Annotated in this window: 20 protein-coding genes, 1 other RNA gene and 1 pseudogene; 13 read left to right on the top strand and 9 right to left on the bottom strand. The window is 72.9% G+C overall.

The window, feature by feature from the left end; translation table 11 throughout:
• Positions 1-86 precede the first annotated feature (86 nt).
• Positions 87-1718, bottom strand: a complete 1632-nt coding sequence (locus ACH4RC_RS07765) for an alkaline phosphatase D family protein (RefSeq protein ID WP_398196663.1) — start codon at positions 1716-1718, stop codon at positions 87-89.
• A gap of 147 nt (positions 1719-1865) precedes the next feature.
• On the opposite strand from ACH4RC_RS07765, the gene ACH4RC_RS07760 reads away from it, so the two are divergent.
• The 3 genes from ACH4RC_RS07760 to ACH4RC_RS07750 all read left to right on the top strand — a co-directional run bounded on the left by ACH4RC_RS07760 (position 1866) and on the right by ACH4RC_RS07750 (position 4210).
• The gene (locus tag ACH4RC_RS07760; RefSeq protein ID WP_398196661.1) at positions 1866-2648 is read left to right on the top strand and encodes an SDR family oxidoreductase; all 783 of its coding nucleotides are present in this window, start codon (positions 1866-1868) and stop codon (positions 2646-2648) included.
• Between the two features lie 142 nt (positions 2649-2790).
• Positions 2791-3255, top strand: coding sequence for a lamin tail domain-containing protein (locus tag ACH4RC_RS07755; protein ID WP_398196659.1), 465 nt, complete (start codon positions 2791-2793; stop codon positions 3253-3255).
• A gap of 79 nt (positions 3256-3334) precedes the next feature.
• Positions 3335-4210 (top strand): PhzF family phenazine biosynthesis protein, encoded by an 876-nt coding sequence (locus tag ACH4RC_RS07750; protein ID WP_398196656.1) that lies wholly within the window; start codon positions 3335-3337, stop codon positions 4208-4210.
• Between the two features lie 10 nt (positions 4211-4220).
• Here ACH4RC_RS07750 and ACH4RC_RS07745 read toward each other — a convergent pair whose 3' ends face one another.
• On the bottom strand, positions 4221-5213 hold the full coding sequence (locus tag ACH4RC_RS07745; protein WP_398196653.1) for an aldo/keto reductase: 993 nt from the start codon (positions 5211-5213) through the stop codon (positions 4221-4223).
• A gap of 61 nt (positions 5214-5274) precedes the next feature.
• On the bottom strand, positions 5275-5598 hold the full coding sequence (locus ACH4RC_RS07740) for a nuclear transport factor 2 family protein (protein ID WP_398196650.1): 324 nt from the start codon (positions 5596-5598) through the stop codon (positions 5275-5277).
• A 119-nt stretch (positions 5599-5717) separates the two neighbouring features.
• On the opposite strand from ACH4RC_RS07740, the gene ACH4RC_RS07735 reads away from it, so the two are divergent.
• From ACH4RC_RS07735 to ACH4RC_RS07720, 4 genes are read left to right on the top strand one after another with little or no spacing between them, the layout of a single operon-like run.
• Positions 5718-6329 carry a DoxX family protein gene (locus ACH4RC_RS07735; RefSeq protein ID WP_398196648.1) on the top strand — a complete coding sequence of 204 codons (612 nt, stop codon included), beginning with the start codon at positions 5718-5720 and terminating at the stop codon, positions 6327-6329.
• Between the two features lie 50 nt (positions 6330-6379).
• Positions 6380-6727 carry a MazG-like family protein gene (locus ACH4RC_RS07730; RefSeq protein WP_398196646.1) on the top strand — a complete coding sequence of 116 codons (348 nt, stop codon included), beginning with the start codon at positions 6380-6382 and terminating at the stop codon, positions 6725-6727.
• A complete protein-coding gene (locus ACH4RC_RS07725; RefSeq protein WP_398196643.1) occupies positions 6669-7037 on the top strand; it encodes a GrpB family protein in 369 nt (122 codons plus the stop codon). The genes ACH4RC_RS07730 and ACH4RC_RS07725 overlap by 59 nt, the downstream gene beginning before the upstream one ends.
• Positions 7038-7081: 44 nt before the next feature.
• Entirely contained in the window at positions 7082-7987 is a 906-nt protein-coding gene (locus ACH4RC_RS07720) for a glycosyltransferase family 2 protein (protein ID WP_398196641.1), read from the top strand.
• 72 nt (positions 7988-8059) lie between these two features.
• Here the strand turns inward: ACH4RC_RS07720 and ACH4RC_RS07715 are convergent, their stop codons facing one another.
• Both ACH4RC_RS07715 and ACH4RC_RS07710 read right to left on the bottom strand, forming a co-directional pair.
• Positions 8060-9619, bottom strand: a complete 1560-nt coding sequence (locus ACH4RC_RS07715) for an HtaA domain-containing protein (protein WP_398196639.1) — start codon at positions 9617-9619, stop codon at positions 8060-8062.
• Between the two features lie 111 nt (positions 9620-9730).
• A complete protein-coding gene (locus ACH4RC_RS07710) occupies positions 9731-11167 on the bottom strand; it encodes an HtaA domain-containing protein (protein ID WP_398196636.1) in 1437 nt (478 codons plus the stop codon).
• Positions 11168-11339: 172 nt separating this feature from the next.
• Between ACH4RC_RS07710 and ACH4RC_RS07705 the strand changes: the two genes are divergently transcribed.
• Genes ACH4RC_RS07705 through ACH4RC_RS07695 form a run of 3 tightly spaced genes read left to right on the top strand, consistent with a single transcriptional unit; the run spans position 11340 to position 14261 of the window.
• Positions 11340-12338 carry a hemin ABC transporter substrate-binding protein gene (locus ACH4RC_RS07705; protein ID WP_398196633.1) on the top strand — a complete coding sequence of 333 codons (999 nt, stop codon included), beginning with the start codon at positions 11340-11342 and terminating at the stop codon, positions 12336-12338.
• Between the two features lies 1 nt (position 12339).
• Positions 12340-13422, top strand: a complete 1083-nt coding sequence (locus ACH4RC_RS07700; protein WP_398196630.1) for a FecCD family ABC transporter permease — start codon at positions 12340-12342, stop codon at positions 13420-13422.
• Positions 13419-14261, top strand: coding sequence for a heme ABC transporter ATP-binding protein (locus ACH4RC_RS07695; RefSeq protein ID WP_398196628.1), 843 nt, complete (start codon positions 13419-13421; stop codon positions 14259-14261). Before ACH4RC_RS07700 ends, ACH4RC_RS07695 begins: the two co-directional genes overlap by 4 nt.
• A gap of 66 nt (positions 14262-14327) precedes the next feature.
• Here ACH4RC_RS07695 and rnpB read toward each other — a convergent pair.
• An RNA gene (gene rnpB / locus ACH4RC_RS07690) (RNase P RNA component class A) lies at positions 14328-14730 on the bottom strand.
• Positions 14731-14826: 96 nt separating this feature from the next.
• Between rnpB and ACH4RC_RS07685 the strand changes: the two genes are divergently transcribed.
• The 3 genes from ACH4RC_RS07685 (at position 14827) to eda (ending at position 17066) form a co-directional block, all read left to right on the top strand.
• The gene (locus ACH4RC_RS07685; RefSeq protein WP_398196625.1) at positions 14827-15645 is read left to right on the top strand and encodes a MerR family transcriptional regulator; all 819 of its coding nucleotides are present in this window, start codon (positions 14827-14829) and stop codon (positions 15643-15645) included.
• On the top strand, positions 15585-16367 hold the full coding sequence (yaaA, locus tag ACH4RC_RS07680) for a peroxide stress protein YaaA (RefSeq protein WP_398196622.1): 783 nt from the start codon (positions 15585-15587) through the stop codon (positions 16365-16367). Before ACH4RC_RS07685 ends, yaaA begins: the two co-directional genes overlap by 61 nt.
• A 78-nt stretch (positions 16368-16445) precedes the next feature.
• Entirely contained in the window at positions 16446-17066 is a 621-nt protein-coding gene (eda, locus tag ACH4RC_RS07675; protein WP_398196619.1) for a bifunctional 4-hydroxy-2-oxoglutarate aldolase/2-dehydro-3-deoxy-phosphogluconate aldolase, read from the top strand.
• A gap of 28 nt (positions 17067-17094) precedes the next feature.
• Here eda and ACH4RC_RS07670 read toward each other — a convergent pair.
• The 3 genes and pseudogenes from ACH4RC_RS07670 to ACH4RC_RS07660 all read right to left on the bottom strand — a co-directional run.
• A pseudogene (locus ACH4RC_RS07670) lies at positions 17095-17748 on the bottom strand (histidine phosphatase family protein); the annotation flags it as partial.
• A 26-nt stretch (positions 17749-17774) separates the two neighbouring features.
• Positions 17775-18518: a zinc ribbon domain-containing protein gene (locus tag ACH4RC_RS07665; protein WP_398197838.1), complete on the bottom strand. Its 744-nt coding sequence runs from the start codon at positions 18516-18518 to the stop codon at positions 17775-17777.
• Complete coding sequence (locus ACH4RC_RS07660; RefSeq protein ID WP_398196616.1) at positions 18515-19375, bottom strand: Nif3-like dinuclear metal center hexameric protein; 861 nt, start codon at positions 19373-19375, stop codon at positions 18515-18517. The genes ACH4RC_RS07665 and ACH4RC_RS07660 overlap by 4 nt, the downstream gene beginning before the upstream one ends.
• Positions 19376-19550 lie beyond the last annotated feature (175 nt).

The following is a 19550-nucleotide window of genomic DNA, read 5'->3' as shown; positions in this document are numbered from 1 at the left end:
CCCTTGGGGCTGCGGCGAAGCCGCATGCTCCAGGGGCGCGGGGAACTGCGCGGCCAGCCCCCACCGGGCCCGCGGCCGAAGACTCGTTACGCCGGGCGCAGGCCCTGGTTGCCGACCTCCGTGACGAAGGACGCCGCCGTGCTGATCGGCGCCCCGGGGACGGAGATCAGCGGGACCGTCTTGAAGTCGGCGCGGGCCTCGCGCTCGCCCAGGTCGACGGTGACGTATCCGCGGCGCCCGTTGTAGAACTTCAGGTGCGGGTTGGCCCGGGTGTACGTCTCCCAGTTGGCGGGCCGCTCCGCCCCGTCCTTGCCGGAGGCGATGGACGTCGCGACGATCTCGGTGCCGAGCGTGCGCGACGCGGGGTCGGCGAAGTCGTCCTTGATGTCGAAGGCGTACCCGACGTGGACGTCACCGGTGAGGACCATGAGGTTCTCGACGCGGGCCGCCTTCGCCCCGTCGAGGACGCGGCGGCGCGACGCCCGGTACCCGTCCCACGCGTCCATGGACAGCTTCGCCTCGGCGTTGAGGTCGAGCCTGCGCTCGGAGAAGGTGACCTGCTGCGGGACGACGTTCCACAGGGCGCGCGAGTGGCGCCAGCCGTCGATGAGCCAGCGCTCCTGCGTCGCGCCGGTGATGGTGCGCGCCGGGTCGTCCGACTCGGGCCCCGGCACGTGCGAACCGTCGCCGTACGCCTGGTTGGAGCGGTACTGGCGGGTGTCGAGGATGTCGAACTGGGCGAGCCGGCCCCAGACGAGACGGCGGTAGAGCTGCGCGTCGGGTCCGGTGGGCAGCTGGGGGCGGCGCAGCGGCTGGTTCTCCCAGTAGGCGCGGTACGCGGCGGCGCGGCGCAGCAGGAACTCGGCCGGCGGGACGTCGTTCTCCGGGATGTCGTCGGCGTAGTTGTTCTCGGTCTCGTGGTCGTCCCAGGTGACGACGAAGGGGTGCGCGGCGTGCGCGGCCCGCAGGTCCGGGTCGGACTTGTAGAGGGCGTAGCGCAGCCGGTAGTCCTCCAGCGTCACGGTCTCCCGGTTGAAGATGTCGGGGAGGACGCGGTCCGTGTACTTGCGGGCGCCGCCGACGGAGTTCACGGCGTACTCGTAGAGGTAGTCACCGAGGTGGAAGACGACGTCGACGTCGTCCTCCGCGAGGTGCTTGTACGCGGTGAAGTACCCGTCGTGGTACGCCTGGCAGGAGACGGCGGCGAGGGACAGCCCGGAGGCGCGGCTGCCGGCGGCGGGCGCGGTGCGGGTACGGCCGGTCTCGCTGACCCAGCCGCCGACGCGGAAGCGGTAGAAGTAGACGTGGCCCGGCGCGAGATGGTCGACCTCGACGTGCACGGAGTGGTTGAACTCCGGGTGCGCGGTCGTCGCGCCGCGTCTGACGACGCGGCGGAAACGGTCGTCGTGGGCGAGCTCCCAGCGGACCTCTACCCGTGCGGCGGGCAGCCCGCCGCCGGTCTCGTACGGTTCGGGTGCGAGGCGCGTCCACAGCAGGACGGAGCCGGGCAGGGGGTCGCCCGAGGCGACACCGAGGGTGAAGGGGTCGCTGGTCACCTTGCGGGCGTCCAGCTCGGCGGCGGCCGCGGTGCCCGCGGCGGGCAGGTTCACACTGAAGGCTAGCGCCGCCGCGGCGCCCGCGACAGTGAGGAAGCGCCGTCGGCCCAAATGCTGGGCCGCGGCGCGGAGTTCGGGTGCGTGCTGGGGTACGTGCGACATGGAGCCCCTCCCCTGGGTACTGCTGCTGTCGTGCGGTTACAGGGGAAGTTGAGTGGCCCGGGACGACGCTCGACTGTCGCGTACACAACAGCCACATGGCGGATCGATGATCTCCTGGTGGCCGCGCCGCCCGTACGCTGCGGCCCCATGGACGATCAGCGCACTTCAGAAGCGGGCAGTACAGCGACGCGGACCGCCGTGGTCACCGGGGCCGGTTCCGGCATCGGGCGGGCCGTCGCCCTGGAGCTGCTGCGCGGCGGCTGGCGCGTGGCCCTCGCCGGGCGGCGCACCGGGACCCTGGAGGAGACGGCCGCACTCGCGCCGGACGCCGTCTCCCTCACCGTCCGCACGGACGTGTCCGACCCCGGCGACGTGGAGGGCCTGTTCGCCGCCGTACGGGAGCGGTTCGGGCGGCTCGATCTGCTCTTCAACAACGCGGGGACGTTCGGGCCCGGCGGCGTGCCCGTCGAGGAGCTGGCGTACGACGCGTGGCGGCACGTCGTCGACACCAACCTCAACGGGGCGTTCCTGTGCGCGCAGGCGGCGTTCCGGCTGATGAAGGAGCAGGACCCGCAGGGCGGGCGGATCATCAACAACGGCTCGATCTCCGCGCACGCCCCCCGGCCGCGTTCGATCGCGTACACGGCGACGAAGCACGCGCTGACGGGCCTGACCAAGTCGCTCTCCCTGGACGGGCGTCCGTACCGGATCGCCTGCGGCCAGATCGACATCGGCAACGCGGCGACCGACATGACCGAGCGCATGCGGTCCGGCATCCCGCAGGCCAACGGGGAGCCTGCGGTGGAGCCCGTGATGGACGTGGCGGACGTGGCGCGCACGGTGCGGCACATGGCGGAGCTGCCACTGGAGGCCAATGTGCAGTTCGCGACGGTCCTCGCCACCAACATGCCCTACATCGGCCGTGGGTAGGGCCGGAGGCCGGAAGCCGGAGCAGCTTCTTGCTTGAGAACTAAATCTCCACAAGCGGAATTGCATCTACCGCCTCAATACCGGACACCACACCCCGTATGCTCAATTCCTCTCCACGAGAACTTCACATTTGGAGTGCATCTTGCGCATACGTTCCGCGGCCCCGGCCGCCCTCGCCGCGGTCGCCCTGGCCGGCTCGCTGCTCGCCGCGTCCCCGGCCACCGCCGCCTCGCACCAGGGCGGCCTGCACCTCGGGTACATCCAGTTCGACAGCCCCGGTTCGGACACCCGCAGCAACACCTCGCTGAACGGGGAGTGGGTGAACATCCACAACAGCTCCCGCTCGGCGATCCAGCTCAAGAACTACAAGCTGAAGGACAGGACGGGCTACACGTACACCTTCGGCAGCTACAAGATCGGCGCGGGCAAGACCGTCAAGGTCCGCACCGGCAAGGGCCGCAACGCCGCGGGAGTCCGCTACTGGGGTCGCGGCTCGTACGTGTGGAACAACACCGGCGACAAGGCCCGCCTGATCAAGCCGAACGGTTCGCAGCTCGACTCGTGCACGTGGACCCGCCGGGGTTCGGGCGCGGCGAACTGCCACTGACCACTACGAGGGGGGTGGAGGGGGTGTCCGGGTCCTGAATCCGGACACCCCCTCCCGGCACGTTCGGCATCATGTCCTCATGACCGACCACACGACCGTTCCGGCAGCCGACACCGTGCTGCGCTACACCGCCTTCGCCACCGACCCGGCGGGCGGCAACCCCGCGGGGATCGTGCTCGACGCCACCGCTCTCGACGACGCGGACATGCTGAAGATCGCCGCCGAACTCGGCTACAGCGAATCGGCGTTCGTGACCCCGGGACCGGCCGGAAGCGGGCAGAACGTGCACACGATCCGGTTCTTCAGCCCCAAGGCCGAGGTCTCGTTCTGCGGCCACGCCACCGTCGCCACCGCCGTCGCCCTCGCGGAGCGCCACGGCACCGGGGACTACCTGTTCCACACCCCGGCCGGCGAGGTCCCGGTCACGGTGGACCGTACGAACGGCGTGCTGCGCGCGACCCTCACCAGCGTCGCCCCGCACCTGGAGGACGTCTGCGGGGACGACCTCGCCGAGGCGCTGGCCGCGCTCGGCTGGCCCGCCGCCGACCTCGACCCGGCCTTCCCGCCCCGGATCGCCTACGCGGGCGCCCGCCACCTCGTCCTGGCCGCCGCCACCCGGGAGCGGCTCGCCGACCTCCGTTACGACTTCGACCGGCTCCTGAACCTGATGCACCGCCTCGACCTGACGACGGTGCAACTGGTGTGGCGGGAGAGCGGCTCGACGTTCCACGTGCGCGACCCGTTCCCCGTGGGCGGCGTCGTCGAGGACCCCGCCACCGGGGCGGCCGCGGCCGCGCTCGGCGCGTACCTGCGCGAGATGGGGCTGGCGCCGCAGGACGGCGACCTCACCCTGTACCAGGGGGTGGACATGGGGCGCCCCGGCGAGCTGACGGTGACGCTGCGGAACGGTGATCCGCGGGTGCGGGTGAGCGGGGCCGCGGTCCCGATCCCGTAGCCGTACGCGGTCACGCCCGGCGCAGGATGTGCTCGACCTGCGCCAGCTCCGCCTGGGTGAGCGGACCGTGGGCCAGAGCGCCCGCGTTCTCCTCGGCCTGCGCCACCGTGCGGAAGCCGGGGATCGGGACGGTGCGCGGGCTGCGCGCCCACAGCCAGGCGAGCGCGCCCTGGGCCGGGGTGCGGCCGCCGCCGGTGAGCACGGAGCGCAGGGCGTCGACGCGGGCCAGCCAGTCCGGGTCGGCGCCGCCGCCCGCACCGAAGCCGGGCAGCCAGGCGGGCGGGGCGCTGCGGATGTCGCCCGCGGGCAGGCGGCGCGCCGTGCCGTGGCCGCCGCCGAGCAAACCCATGGCGAGGGGGCTGCGGTTGATGCTCGCGAGGTTGGACTCGGCGCACAGGGCGAGGAGTTCGGGGGCGTCCTGAAGGACGTTGCAGCGGTGCTGGACCGCGGCGCAGTGCGGGCCCTTCGCGAAGACGCGGGCGCGGTCCGGGTCGTCGGTGCTCCACGCGTAGGCGCGGACGAGCCCTTCGCGTACGAAGTCTTCGCAGGTGTCGCGCAGGACGGCGGCGCGCTCGGGGTCCGCGTCGGCGATGTGCAGCTGGTAGAGGTCCACGTGGTCGGTGCCGAGGCGGGCGAGGGAGGCGGTCAGGGCGCGGCGGGCGTGGGCCGGGGAGTCGTCGCTGCCGGTGAGGGTCCTGGTCCGCTCGTCGAAGACGTTGCCCCACTTGGTGGCGAGGACGACGTCGTCCCGGTGCCTGCCGAGGGCGCGGGCGAGGACGCGTTCACTGTGTCCGGTGCCGTAGGCGTCGGCCGTGTCGAAGAAGGTGACGCCGAGGTCGACGGCGCGCCGCACGGCGCGGACCGACTCCTCGTCGTCGACCGGGCCCCAGCCGAGCGGCTGCCCGTCCGGGTCCTGCCATTCGCCGCCGATCGCCCAGCAGCCGAAGCCGAGCGCGCTGACCTCGATGCCGCTGCCGCCCAGGGTGCGTGTGGTGATGTCCATGCCCGGCGACGCTAGGAGTTGAAGCGCACGCGAGGTCAACCCCGGTGTGGCGGACGGCGGTTCAGGCCTGGCCGGTCTCGAACCGTACGACCTTGCCGTTCGCCACGTCGAACGTCCACTTGGTGCGCATCTCGCCCCAGGCGTCGTTGCGGTAGTTGGCGACGAGGGCGCGGCCGCCCGCCGTCTCCTTCTCGATCTCCATGTGGCCGTGGGAGTCGAAGATCTCGCGGGCGGACCAGTCGGCGAGGTCATGGTCGGAGCCGTCGTCCGCCATGGTCGCGTCGGGCGCGAGCGCGGCGCGGAAGGCTTCCTGGTCGTGGGCGTTGAGCGCCGAGACGAAGGCGCGGACGGCCGGATCACTGAGTTTCGCGGTCTGCATGGGCATGCGTTCAGGCTTGCACCACGCCCGTGGGCCCGCCACCGGCCGTGGCGCGCTGCCGCGCCCGCCACCCGAATGGGCCCGCGCGCGAGGTGGGCGGCGCGCGGCTGCCGGACGGTGGGGACATGACCTGCACACACTCCCGCATCTCACGTTCCGTCCTCTCCTCACCGTCCTCGACCTGTCGCTCCCGCCGCGACCTGGGCCTTCTCGCCCTGCGCGTGGGCACCGGCGGGGTCCTCGCCGCGCACGGCGCCCAGAAGCTGCTCGGCTGGTTCGGCGGGGGCGGCGTCTCCGGGACGACCGCGGCCATGGACGCCATGGGCTACACCCCGGCCAAGGCCAGCGCCCTCGCGGCCGGGCTCGGCGAGGCGGGCGGCGGCGCGCTCCTCGCCCTGGGCCTCGCGACCCCGCTGGGCGGCGCGGCGGCGGCCGGGACCATGGCGGGCGCGGCGGCCGTGCACGCCCCGAACGGCTTCTTCGCGATGGAGGGCGGCTACGAGTACCCGGCGTTCCTCGGCTTCGTCGCGGCGGGCCTCGCCGTGACAGGCGCGGGCCGCTACTCCCTCGACCACGCGCTCGGCCACGTCTTCGACCGGCACTGGATGGTGCCCGCCGCGCTGGTCGGCGCGGCGGCGGCGGCGCTCGCGGTGGTCGGCTCCCGCACCAAGCGCACCCAGGCGGCCGAGACGGCCCAGGAAACCCAGGGGGCGGAGGAGCCTCCGGCGGCCGGCTGAGGCGAGGGGCCCGGGGCCGTTGTCAGTGGGCGCCCCTAGGCTTCTGCCCCGTGACGACGAACGACGATGAACTCTGGGCCACCGTCGGCCGGCTGCGGGGCTGGCTGGACGACAACAACAAGTTGCCGCCGCAAGAGGCGTTGCTCATCCGGATGCTGAAGCTTTCGGAAGAGGTGGGGGAGGTGGGCGAGGCCGTCATCGGTGCCGTCGCGCAGAACCCGCGCAAGGGCGCCAGCCACACCTGGCAGGACGTCGAGTCGGAGCTGTGCGACGTGGTGGTCACGGCGCTGGTCGCGCTCGGCACCCTGACCCCGGACCCGCGCGGGACGCTCGCCGCGCATGTCGCGAAGGTCGCGGAGCGCTCCCTCGGTCCCGGCGCGCCGGAGGGCCACAACTGATGACCGTGGACGAGAAGCCCGTCGTCGTCCCGCGAAGCGCTACTGGTCCCGGCGCGGGCCCGACGCCGACCCGGTCAACCTGCACGTGCGCGGGGCGGGTTCGCCGAACGAGCGGCTCGCGCTGCTGTTCCGGGACTGGCTGCGCGCGACACCGGAGGCGGTCCCCGCGTACGCGCGCTTCAAGTACGTACTGGCCGGGGCCGTGCCCGACACCGGCACGTACGCCGAGGTGAAGGACCCGGTCGTCGACCTCGTCGTGGTCGTCGCCGAGAAGTGGGCGGCGCAGACGGGCTGGCGCCCGCACGCCTGATCCACCGCGCGGCCCGCGAAAGGTGAACGGCTACCATCGCCGCCATGACAGACAGGCGCCGAACCACCGAACTCCCCCGCTTGGGCGTGGCCATCGTCACCATGGGCAACCGGCCCAAGGACGTGGACGCGCTCCTGGAGTCGGTGGCCAAGCAGGACGCCCGGCCGGCCCGCGTCGTCATGATCGGTAACGGCACGCCGCTCCCCGACTTCACCGGCCTGCCCTTCGAGGTGACCAACGTCGAGCTCGACGACAACCTCGGCTGCCCCGGCGGCCGGAACGTGGCGCTGGCCCGGCTCCGCGAGTTCGGCGACGTGGACGTGGCCGTCGAACTCGACGACGACGGCCTCCTCGTCGACGCCGACGTCTTCTCCACGATCCAGCGCCTGTACGCGGCCGACCCGCGCCTCGGCATCGTCGGTTTCCGCATCGCCGACGAACTCGGCGAGACGCAGCGCCGCCACGTGCCGCGGCTGCGCGCCAAGGACCCGATGCGGCGCGGCCTGGTCACCGCGTTCCTCGGCGGCGGCCACGCCTTCTCGATGGACATGCTCGCCGAGACCGGCGACTGGCCCGCCGACTTCTTCTTCACGCACGAGGAGACGGACCTGGCGTGGCGCGCGCTCGACGCGGGCTGGAAGGTCCTCTACGAGCCTTCGCTGCTGCTCCAGCACCCGAAGACGTCCCCGGCGCGACACGCGGTCTACTACCGGATGACCGCCCGCAACCGGGTCTGGCTGGCCCGCCGCCGCCTCCCGCTCCCCCTCGTCCCCCTCTACCTGGGCACGTGGACGCTGCTGACTCTGCTGCGTACGCGTTCGCTCGGCGGTCTGCGCGCGTGGGCGGGCGGCTTCGTGGAGGGCGTCCGCACGTCCGCCGGCGAGCGACGGCCGATGCGCTGGCGCACGGTGTGGCGCATGACGCGGCTCGGCCGCCCGCCATTGATCTGACGGACGGCCGTATTACCTGTAGGACCCTGTAGGACCCTGTAGGTCCCAGCGGGTCCCCGTAGGTCCTGTAGATCAGTTCTCCCGCGGACGCCGCCTGCGCGCGGCGAACACCGTGCCCGCGCCCGCGGCGACGACGAGCGCGGCGGCAGCGGCGAGCGGACCGGCCGGGAGATCGGCGCCGGTCGAGGCGAGCGAGCCGCCGACGGTCGAGCCGGTGGTACCGGTGGTGCCGCCGGTGGTGGACCCGGTGCCGCCCGTGGTCCCGGCGCCGGTGGTACCGCTACCGCCCGAGGTGCCCCCGGACGTGGAACCGCCCGCCCCGTTACCGTCGGGCAGCGTGGCGTCCTCGTCGAGGGAGACGGCGACGGTGACCGGGTCGAGCGCGTCGCCCGCCTGGTAGAACCCGCCGAACGCCTTCGCGCCGTCGGCGGTGAGGGTGGTCGCGGCGCCGTCGAGCGCGACGATGTCGTCCTTCGCGGTCAGGTCACCGGAGCCGACCTTCAGCGTGGCGACGGTCAGGTCGTCGTACGTCGTGACCTTGCCGCTCTCCCGGTCCTTGCTGGACACGTCGGCGACGAGCTTGCCGCTGCCGCCCGCCGCGGTCACGTGCAGATCGCTGAACCGCAGGTCGAGCGCGTACGACCCGCCCTCCTCGTGGCCGAGGAAACGGACCTTGCCCGCGAACTTCGCGTCGAGGGACTTGGCGTCGGCGTCGTAGCGGCCGCTCGCGTCGCCGAAGCGGTAGACGGACCCGTTCTCAGCCGCACCGCCCGTCAGTTCGACCTTGCCGTTGGCGACGGGCCCCGTGATGTACGTGCGGAAGGACTCCTTGACGCCCCAGTCGAGGTTGCCGTCGGCGATGGCGCCGGAGACGGCGGGCTTCGGCGTCGTGGAGGCGGAGGGGGCCGGCTCGTCCGTCGGGGTCGCGGTCGGCTTGTCCGTCGGGGTGGCGGTCGGCTTCGGGGTGGCGGGCGGCGTGCTGGGCGGCGTGGTCGACGGGTCGGGGTCGGGCTCCGGGTCGGGCGACGTGGTCACGGCGGTCACCGTCAGCGTCGCGGGGTCGAGCGCGGTGCCCGCCTGGTACATGCCGTTGAACGCCTTGGCGCCGTCGGCGCTCAGCGTCGTCGGGATGTCCTTGAAGGTCATCGCGCCGCCCGCGCCCTGGCCCGGCTTCACGGCCGACAGGTCGAGCGTGGCGAACTCGATGTCGTTCTGCACGGTGCCGTTCAGGGACACGTCGGCGTCGATGTGCCCGGTCGTGCCCGAGGTCACGACCTTCACGTCACTGATCTTGATGTCGAACATGTGGGCCGTGGAGACGAACCGGACGCCGCCCTCGAACGCGGTGTCCGTGCCGTGCGTCGTCATGTCGTACGTGCCGACGCCGCCGGTGAACCGGAACACCCCGTTGCCGTCGGCCTGCGTGGCGCCGTCGGTCGCCTCGATCTTCCCGGCGGCGATCCCGGTGACGTACTTCCGGAACGACTCCTTCACGCCCCAGTCGAGCGTGCCGTCCTTCAACTCGACGGCGGGCGCCTTGTCGGCGGCGAAGGCGGGCAGCGCGACGGCACCGGCCCCGAGGGCGACGGCGGTGGCGGCCGCGAGGGCTATGGGGTGTCTGACGAGGGACATGGGGAACTCCTGAACCTTGGATCCGGGGAGCGCCCTGAAGGGGCGCGGGGAACTGCGCGAGCAACCACGACGAGGGCGGCACCCGGCAACGAAACTTGTGATGGCAGAGGCTCAGCCGTCCGCGGGACTCCGTTTGCGCATACGGACGACGAGGAGGACGGCCCCGGCGACGATCACGACGGCCCCGGCGGCGATCCCGGCGACGGCACCCCCACCGAGCCCCGAACTCCCGTCCTGAGCAACGGACTTGGCTGCCACCGCGCTGGCACCGGCGCTGGCACTGGGGCTCGGGCTCGCCGCCGCCGAGGCCCCCGCGCTGCCGAGATCGGGCAGAGCGGGCAACTTCGCCTCGGCATCGAGCGCGACGGCCACCGAAACCGGATCCATCGCGGCCCCGGCCCGGTACATCCCGCCGAACGCCTTCGCCCCGGCGGCGGTGAGGACGGCCGGCGCCTCCTCGACCCGTACGAGCCCGTCCTCGGCGGCCAGCGACTTCACGGTGAAGGTGACGAGCGCGACGTCCTTCGTGGTCTTCTTCCCGCTGGTCACATCGGTGCGCAGGGTCCCCTTGCCGTCGGTGACGGTGACGGTCGGCCGCGCGAGAGCGAGGTCGAGCCCGTGCTCGCCGGTGAACCGCACGGACCCGGCGAAACTCCCGCTCAGGGTCTGCTTCTTCTTGTCGTACGTGCCCTTGCCGTCGGGGAAGCGGAAGAGGGCGCCGCCGTCCTGTGCCCCGTCGGCGAGCTTCCACCTGCCCTGGGCGATGTCGCCGGTGACGTACTCGCGGAAGGTGCGGCGCACGCCCCAGTCGACGGCGCCGTCCCGCAGCTTCCCCGAACCACCCTTCTGGGCCTTCTTCTTGTCGGTGGCGGAGCCGGAGGCGGAAGCGGTCGGCTCCGGGGTGGCGGGCTTGCGCTGCCGCTCGGGCGCGACGTCCACGGCGAGGCTGACCGGGTCGAGCGCCGTCCCGGCGGTGTAGTACCCGGCGAAGGACGCGGCGCCCTGGGCGGTGAGGGTGGCGGGGACGTTGTCGAGGGCGACGGCGTTCCCGCCGCCCTTCATGTCGATCCCGCCGACGGCCAGCGTGGCGAAGGGCACCTGACTGGACGACGTGACCGCCCCCGTGCCCTTCGCCTTGCTCACGACATCCACGTACAGCGTCCCGCCGCCGCCCGAGATGCGGACGGTGGGCCGGCTGATGGTGAGGTCGAGTTCATCGGTCCCGTCGCTCCTCCTGTGCCCGAGGAAGTGGACGCCGCCGGAGAAGGAGGAGGTGAAGGCGCCCGTCGACCCGTCGTACGTGCCGGTCGCCGAGTGGAACCTGAACTGGCTCACGCCGACGGTGGCCGCGCCGCCCGTCAGGGTGTAACTCCCCTTGGCGATCGGCCCGGTGATGTAGCTCTGGAACGACGATTTCAGGCCCCAGTCCAGGCGACCGCCCTGCACGGTGCGGGACGCGGCGTGCGCGCCGGCGACCGGGAGCAGCGCTCCGAGCAACGCGGTGAACAGGGCGACGGCGAGGACGCGTAGCCGGGCGCGTCGGGACATGGCGGTTTCCTCCGGGGTACGTCACCAGACCCTGGCGACTTAGGTAAGGCTAACCTAAACTAGGATCTCGGACAGCAACAGCCCCTCCCACCACGACTCATGACAGGACGGTGTCCGCGTGCCGACGCCAGCCGCCACCCTCCGCGCTCCTCGCGCTCCCCGACGATCGGGCGTGCTGGTCCCCGTACTGGTCGCGGTCCTCGCCCTCGCCCTGACCGCCTGCGCAGGCGCCGCCACCTCGGCCACGCAGACGGGGACGAAGCCCGCGGCCGCCACGGCGAACCGGCTCGAACCACTCACCCCGGCGCCCCACCCGGACCTCCCCGTCACGGCCGCGTCCGCGGACGGACGCAAGGTGACGGTGGAGAGGACCGACCGGATCGTGCCGCTCTCCGGCAGCCTCAGCGAGATCGTGTTCACGCTCGGGCTCGGCGCGGACGTCGTGGCGCGCGACATCACGGCCACCTTCGACCAGGCGAAGAAGTTGCCGGTCGTCACCCGCAACCACGACGTGTCCGCCGAGAGCGTGCTCTCCCTCAGACCGGACCTCGTACTCGCCGAGAAGACGACCGGCCCCGACGAGGCGATGCGGCAGATCCGCGACGCGGGGATCCCCGTGGTCGTCCTGGACCCCGCGCTGAGCCTCGACGACGTCGGCGCCCGCATCCAGGCGGTCGCGGACACGCTCGGAGTCCCGGCGGCGGGACGGGAGTTGACGAAGCGCTCGCAGGACCGGATCGAGGCCGTACGCAAGGACATCCCGCGCACGTCGGAGTCGTCGAAGCCCCGCGTCGCCTTCCTCTACGTACGCGGGTCGGCCTCCGTCTATCTCATCGGCGGCGCGAAGTCCGGCGCCACGTCCCTGCTCGAAGCGGCGGGCGCGGTCGACGCGGGCGCCGCGTCCGGCCTGAGGGCCGACTTCCGCGCCATCACCAGCGAGGCCCTCGCCAAGGCGGCCCCCGACGCGATCCTCGTCATGACGAAGGGCCTCGAATCCGTCGGCGGCATCGACGGCCTGGTCAAGATCCCGGGCGTCGCCGAGACCCCGGCGGGCGTGGACCGCCGCGTCGTCTCCGTCGAGGACGGCGTGCTCCTGAACTACGGCCCGCGCACGGACCAGGTACTGCGCTCGATCGTGGACCAGCTCTACGGTGACAAGGGCGGTGCCTGACATGGCGACGACGGCCCCCGCGCCCTCCACGACCGGAGAACCGGCGGCGCGCCGGTCCGGGCGCAGGACCTGGCTGTTGACGGTGTCGCTGGCGGCGGCGCTGGCGCTGCTCGCCCTCCTCTCGGCAGGCGTGGGCGCGTACGACATCCCACCGGGGGACGTCCTCTCCTCCGTCCAGCACCACCTGGGCCTGGGCGGTTCGGCCCTCGACCGGGTAGCCGAGTCGGTCCTGTGGAACGTGCGCCTGCCCCGCGTCGTCCTCGCCCTCCTCGTCGGCGCATCCCTCGGCTGCGCGGGCGCGCTCATGCAGGGCGTCTTCGGCAACCCGCTCGCCGAGCCGGGCGTCATCGGCATCTCGTCGGGCGCGGCGGTGGGCGCGGTCGCCTGCATCGCTCTGGGCCTGAACTTCTTCGGTACGTGGACGATCACGGTCTGCGCGTTCGTGTCGGGCCTGGCGACGGTCCTGGTCGTGTACGTGATGTCCCGCTCGAACGGCCGCACGGAGGTCGTCACCCTGATCCTGACCGGCATCGCGGTGAACGCCTTCGCCGGGGCCCTGATCGGCCTGTTCCTCTCCTACGCGGACACCGCGGCGGTCAACCAGATCACGTTCTGGCAGCTGGGCTCGCTGGCGCAGGCGACGTGGCCGAAGGTCCTTGCGGTCCTCCCCTGCGCGGCACTCGGCCTCCTGATCGCCCCCTTCTACACCCGCAAGCTGGACCTCCTGTCCCTGGGCGAACGCCCGGCCCGCCACCTGGGCGTGGACGTGGAGAGACTCCGCGTGATCCTGATCCTCGTCATCGCCCTGCTCACGGCGGCGGCGGTGGCGGTGTCGGGCGTGATCGGCTTCGTCGGCCTGGTCATCCCCCACCTGCTCCGCATGCTGGCGGGCCCGGGCCACCGCTTCCTGGTCCCCGGCAGCGCCCTGGGCGGCGCGGTCGTCCTGGTCGGCGCCGATCTGGCCGCCCGCACGATCGCCGCGCCCGCCGAACTCCCCATCGGCGTCCTCACCGCCCTGACCGGCAGCCCGTTCTTCTTCTGGCTGCTGCGCCGCACCCGCCGCAAGCAAGGAGGCTGGGCATGACGCCCCCCTGGCCGACCCGGATCCGCCGCCGCCCCCGCACGGTCCCGGCGCGTCACGCGCCGGGCGAAACGGTGGCGGAGGCGTGCGCCCTGCACCTGAACCTGGGCGCGCGCGAGGTCCTGTCAGGCGTAGACGTACAGGTCCGGGCGGGCGAGGTCCTGGCCCTGGTCGGCCCCAACGGCGCGGGCAAATCGACCCTGCTGGCAGCGCTGGCGGCGGACCTGTCCCCCACGGCGGGCACCCTGCACATCTCCAACCGCCCTGCCGCGTCCTGGACCCCACCCGAACTCTCCCGACGCCGCTCCCTCCTCCCCCAGTCGGCGACGCTCTCCTTCCCGTTCACGGTGGAGGAGGTGGTGCGCATGGGCCGGGCCCCGTGGACCGGCACACCGTACGAGGCCGAGGACGACGCGGCGGTGCAGGCGGCCCTGCGCGCAACGGAGACAGAGCCCTTCGCCCCCCGCCCCTTCTCAGCACTCTCCGGCGGCGAACGCGCCCGGGTCGCCCTGGCCCGGGTCCTGGCCCAGTCGACCCAACTCCTCCTCCTGGACGAACCCACCGCGGCCCTGGACCTCCGCCACCAGGAGTTGGTCCTCCGCGTCTGCCGAGCCCGCGCGGCGGCGGGCGACGCGGTGGCCGTCGTCCTCCACGACCTGGCATTGGCCGCGGCCTACGCGGACCGCACGGTGATCCTGCGAAACGGCCGCGTGACAGCGGACGGGCCACCGGAGAAGGTCTTCGAGGCGGCACTGCTGAGCGAGGTCTATCAGCATCCGGTCGAGGTGGTGCCCCATCCAGGGACCGGGGCCCCACTCGTGCTTCCCCTGAGGGAGCAGTAGCGGCATCGACTCACGTCAGCTCCTAGAACGGCGACGCGGTCATCATGTCCCGAGGGGGGTAGGCGGCAGACGAGTCGGGCTGTACGCCGGGTTCTGTCGCCCGGTCACCTCGCGGTGGCCGGGGAGACGGCCATCCATCTAGGGCCGGCGTTGCCGCCGGCCTCGTGCGGTCTACCCGCGGACTCGGGCGGGCAGCCCTCGATCGTCCGCGCAGAGCCGCCGAAGCGGCTCCTCTTGACCTTGCTCCAGGTGGGGTTTACCTAGCCGCCTGAGTCACCTCAGGCGCTGGTGGTCTCTTACACCACCGTTTCACCCTTACCGGGGACCGAGGTCCCCGGCGGTCTGTTTTCTGTGGCACTGTCCCGCGGGTCACCCCGGGTGGCCGTTAGCCACCACCTTGCCCTGTGGAGCCCGGACGTTCCTCGGGGGGTTCCATGAAGGGACCCCACGCGGCCGTCCGCCCGGCTCGTCTGCCGTGTCCGCCATGATACCCGGCGATACCCGGCACGGATCATCGGGAGCGCCGCCTTGACCCTGCCGTAGCGTCAACGTTTCTACTGGCGTCATGAGGATCGGAGAGCTGGCCGCCACCGTCGGCGTGACCACGCGCGCCATCAGGCACTACCACCATCTCGGGCTGCTCGCCGAACCCGAACGGCTCGGCAACGGGTACCGCGCGTACGGGCTCCGGCACGCCGTCGAGCTGGCCCGGATCCGGCGCCTCACCGAGCTGGGGCTCGGGCTCGGTGAAGTACGGGACGTGCTTGCCGACGACGCCGGGCGGGAGCTCGCGGAGGTGCTGGCCGAGCTGGACGACGATCTGGCCCGCCAGGAGGCCGCCCTTCGTGAGCGGCGCGCCCGGCTGCGCGAACTGCTGGCACAGGCCGAGCTGGGGCGGCTGCCCGCCGAAGGGCCCGTCTCGCCCGAGCTCGCGGCCCTGTTCGGGGAGGCCGGTGAGGTGGCCGACTCGTCGCCGATGGCCGCGAAGGACCGCGAGATGCTCACCCTCATCGACACCACCGCGCCGCCCGAGATCCGTGGGCAGCTGATCGCGGCCCTGCGGCCCACGGTCGCCGACCCGGCCGCCATGGACGCGGTCCGCGACGTGTACGCCCGGCTCGACGCGCTCGACGACGCCGCGCCCGACGACCCCCGCGTCGCCGGGGCCGCACGGGCGCTCGTGGCGTGTCTGCCGAGGAGCCCGACCGGCTGGCGCGCGCCCTTCAGGCGCGGCTCACCCGGGCGCGGGCCGAACCCTCACCCGTCGCCGACTAACCTGGCGCGGGGCCGCACCCCGGCCCGTCGCACCGAAGGAGATCGACCGTGCTCGTCTTGCTGCCGCCGTCCGAAGGGAAGGCCGCCTCCGGGCAGGGCGCCCCGCTGAAGCCGGAGTCGTTGTCGCTGCCGGGGCTCGCCGCGGCGCGGGCCGCCGTCCTGGACGAGCTGGTCGAGCTGTGCTCCGCGGATGAGGAGAAGGCGCGCCACGTGCTCGGGCTGAGCGAAGGGCTGCGCGGCGAGGTCGCCAAGAACGCCGGGCTGCGCACCGCCGGCGCCCGGCCCGCCGGGGAGGTCTACACCGGCGTCCTCTACGACTCCCTCGGCCTCGCCACGCTCGACGCCGCCGCGAAGAAGCGGGCGGCGCGGTCGCTCCTCGTCTTCTCCGGGCTGTGGGGCGCGGTGCGGGTGACCGACCGGATCCCGTCCTACCGCTGCTCGATGGGGGTGAAGCTGCCGGGGCTCGGCCCGCTCGGCGCGTTCTGGCGGGCGCCGATGGCCGAGGTCATGCCCGAGGCGGCCGGGAACGGGCTCGTCCTCGATTTGCGGTCGGCGGCGTACGCGGCCGCCTGGAAGCCGAAGGGCGAGGTCGCGGAGCGGACGGCGACGGTACGGGTGCTGCACGCGCCGACCCGGAAGGTCGTCAGCCACTTCAACAAGGCGACCAAGGGCCGCATCGTGCGCTCGCTGCTGACCTCGGGCGCCGCGCCCGCGTCCCCGGCCGAACTCGTCGAGGTGTTGCGGGAGCAGTCGTACGAGGTGGAGGTCGAGGCACCCGCCAAGGCCGGGCGGGCGTGGAGTCTGGACGTACTCGTCGACGAGGTCCACTGAGGCACCAGCCGACCTACCGCCGTTGCAGTGTGCGCAACGCGCTTTGCGCATGTTGCGCACCCCGGGCAGGATGTGCCCATGACCTCCTCTGTGCTCGATCTCGCCCCCGTCGTTCCCGTCGTCGTCGTGGAGGACGTCGCCGACGCGGTGCCGCTCGCGCGGGCGCTGGTCGCGGGCGGCCTGCCCGCGATCGAGGTGACCCTGCGCACGCCCGCCGCGCTCGACGCGATCCGCGCCATCGCGGCCGAGGTCGGGGGCGCGGTCGTCGGCGCGGGCACCGTGATCTCCCCCGCGAACGTCGCCGACTCGGTGGCCGCGGGCGCGGAGTTCCTGGTCAGCCCCGGCTGGACGGACACGCTGCTCGACGCGATGAAGGGGTCGGGGGTGCCGTTCCTGCCGGGGGTCTCCACCACCTCGGAGGTCGTGGCGCTGATCGAGCGCGGCGTGCGCGAGATGAAGTTCTTCCCCGCCGAGGCGGCCGGTGGCGCCGCCTACCTCAAGGCGCTCGCAGGGCCGCTGCCGCAGGCCCGGTTCTGCCCGACCGGCGGGGTCTCGCCCGCCAACGCCCCGGCCTACCTGGCGCTGGAGAACGTCGGCTGCGTGGGCGGCAGTTGGATGCTCCCGGGCGACGCGATCGCCGCGAAGGACTGGGCCCGGGTCGAGAAGCTGGCCCGCGAGGCCAGCCTCCTCAACGGCTGAACGGCTGAACGACTGAACGACTGAACGGCTATCGGACAGACAGGTGCGCGGTCTCGTTGACCGCGCGCACGCTCGCGTTGCCGTCCGCGTAGTACGCGATCGTCGTCAGCGACGCCGCCGACAGCTCCATGCGGAACAGCGCCTCGGACGGGGCGCCCAGGGCGAGCCGGACCAGCGTCTTGATCGGCGTGACGTGGCTGACCAGCAGGACCGTACGGCCCCGGTGCCCGGCGGTCAGCCGGTCGCGGGCCGCCGAGACCCGCTCGGCGACCGCCGCGAAGCTCTCGCCGCCGCCCGTGGGAGCGGCGTCGGGCGAGGCGAGCCAGGCGTTCATGTCGGCCGGGTGACGCTCCCTGACCTCCTTGAACGTGAGCCCTTCCCACGCCCCGAAGTCGGTCTCGCGCAGACCGTCGTCGACGGTGACGCCGAGGCCGAGCCGGTCGGCGACGACCTGAGCCGTCTCCCGGCAGCGCGTCAGCGGAGACGACACGACGGCCTCGACGGAACCCCGCGCCGCCAGCTCCGCCGCCACGCGCTCCGCCTGGTCGCGGCCCGTCGCCGACAGCTCCGGGTCGCCGCCGACGCCCCTGAGGAACCCGCTCCCGGAGAACCGCTTCTCAGGGGTCAGCGCCGTCTCACCGTGGCGGAGCAGCACAAATGTGGCCGGGGGGCCCATATCAGGCCCCCCGGACGATGACGCGGTGCCGCTCAGAGGCCCGACTCCGCGGTGCGGACCAGGATGCGGCGGCAGTTCTCGCAGCGGACGACCGCGTCGGGGGCCGCGGCGCGCACCTCGTTCAGCTCGGTGATGTTGAGCTCCAGGCGGCAGCCCTCGCAGCGGCGCTGGAACAGCTTGGCCGCGCCGACGCCGCCCTCCTTCTCGCGGAGCTTGTCGTAGAGCTTCAGCAGGTCGGCGGGGATCGACCCGGCGACGACCTCGCGCTCCTTGGTCGCCGCGGCGGCCTCGGTGTCGAGCTGCGCGGCGGCCTGGTCGCGGCGGGCCGTCGCGTCGTCGACCTTGGTCTGGACGGCGGCGAGGCGCTGGGACAGCTCGCTCACGCGCTCCTGCGCCGACTCACGGCGCTCCATGACCTCCAGGACGACGTCCTCCAGGTCGCCCTGGCGCTTGGCGAGGGAGGCGATCTCGCGCTGGAGGTTCTCCAGGTCCTTGGGCGAGGTGACCGCGCCGGAGTCGAGGCGCTGCTGGTCGCGGGTGGCGCGCTGGCGGACCTGGTCGACGTCCTGCTCGGCCTTGGTCTGCTCGCGGGAGCAGTCGCTCTCCTCGGTCGTCGCGGCGACGTGCAGGTCACGCAGTTGCGCGAGGTCCTTGGTGAGCGACTCGATCTCGGCGTGCTCGGGCAGCGACTTCTTCTTGTGGGTCAGCTGCTGGAGGCGGACATCCAGATCCTGGACGTCGAGGAGACGGATCTGGTCGGCGGGCGCGGCGTTCAGTTGGGGGCTCCAAAAGTAGTCAGGGGTTCGCGGTGGGACGCCGCGTGGGCGGTCCAGGGGTCGGTGACCGTACGGGAGACGTGGACGCGCAGGCCCCATCCCTCGCGGTCGGAGACCTCGTCGAGCTGGGCGGCGGCCTGTTCGCACCAGGGCAACTCGGTGGCCCAGTGCGCCGCGTCGAGCAGCGCGAGAGATGAGTGTTCGCGGGCCTCGCTCACCGGGTGGTGGCGCAGGTCGGCGGTGAGGAAGGCGTCGACGCCCGCGGCGCGCACGGCGTCGAAGAGGCTGTCGCCGCTGCCGCCGGAGACGGCGAGCGTACGGATCGTCGCGTCCGGGTCGCCGGCCGCGCGGATGCCCTGCGCGGTGGCGGGGAGCCGCTCGGCGGCGCGGGCCGCGAGCTCGCTCAAGGTGAGCGGGTGGTCGAGCTCGCAGACGCGGCCGAGGCCGCGGCGCCCCGCGGGGTCGGCCGGGTCGGGCACGAGGGGGCGTACGACCCGGACGTCGAGCGCTCCGGCGAGCGCGTCGGAGACGCCGGGGTCGGCCTTGTCGGCGTTGGTGTGCGCGACGTGCAGCGCGATGTCGCTCTTGATCAGGGTGTGGACGACCTTGCCCTTGAAGGTGTCCGCCGCGACCGTCGTCGTCCCGCGCAGGTAGAGCGGGTGGTGCGTGACCAGCAGGTCCGCGCCGAGCTTGACCGCCTCGTCGGCGATCTCCTGTACCGGGTCGACGGCGAAGAGGACCCGGCCGACCTCGGCGTCCGGGTCACCGGCGACCGTGCCGACCGCGTCCCAGCCCTCGGCGAGGGCGGGGGGCCAGAGGGCGTCGAGCGCGGCGGTTACTTCAGACAGACGGGGCACGCAGACAGGTTACCTGCGCCGCGCCGCCCTCCCCCAAGCCCGGGGCCCGCGAGCAAGCCCGGGGCCCGCGAGCAGGTCCATGAGCACACCAAGCACTTGCCTCACAGCCGATTCGGGACATGGCCACCCTTTGGTGTGAAGCGGTGAGGAGGGCGGGGCCCGGAGGTACGTACGA

Origin of the sequence: Streptomyces sp. NPDC016845 (assembly GCF_044332585.1) — a bacterium.
Lineage (GTDB): Bacteria > Actinomycetota > Actinomycetes > Streptomycetales > Streptomycetaceae > Streptomyces.
This window is presented reverse-complemented; position numbering and strand designations above follow the sequence as displayed.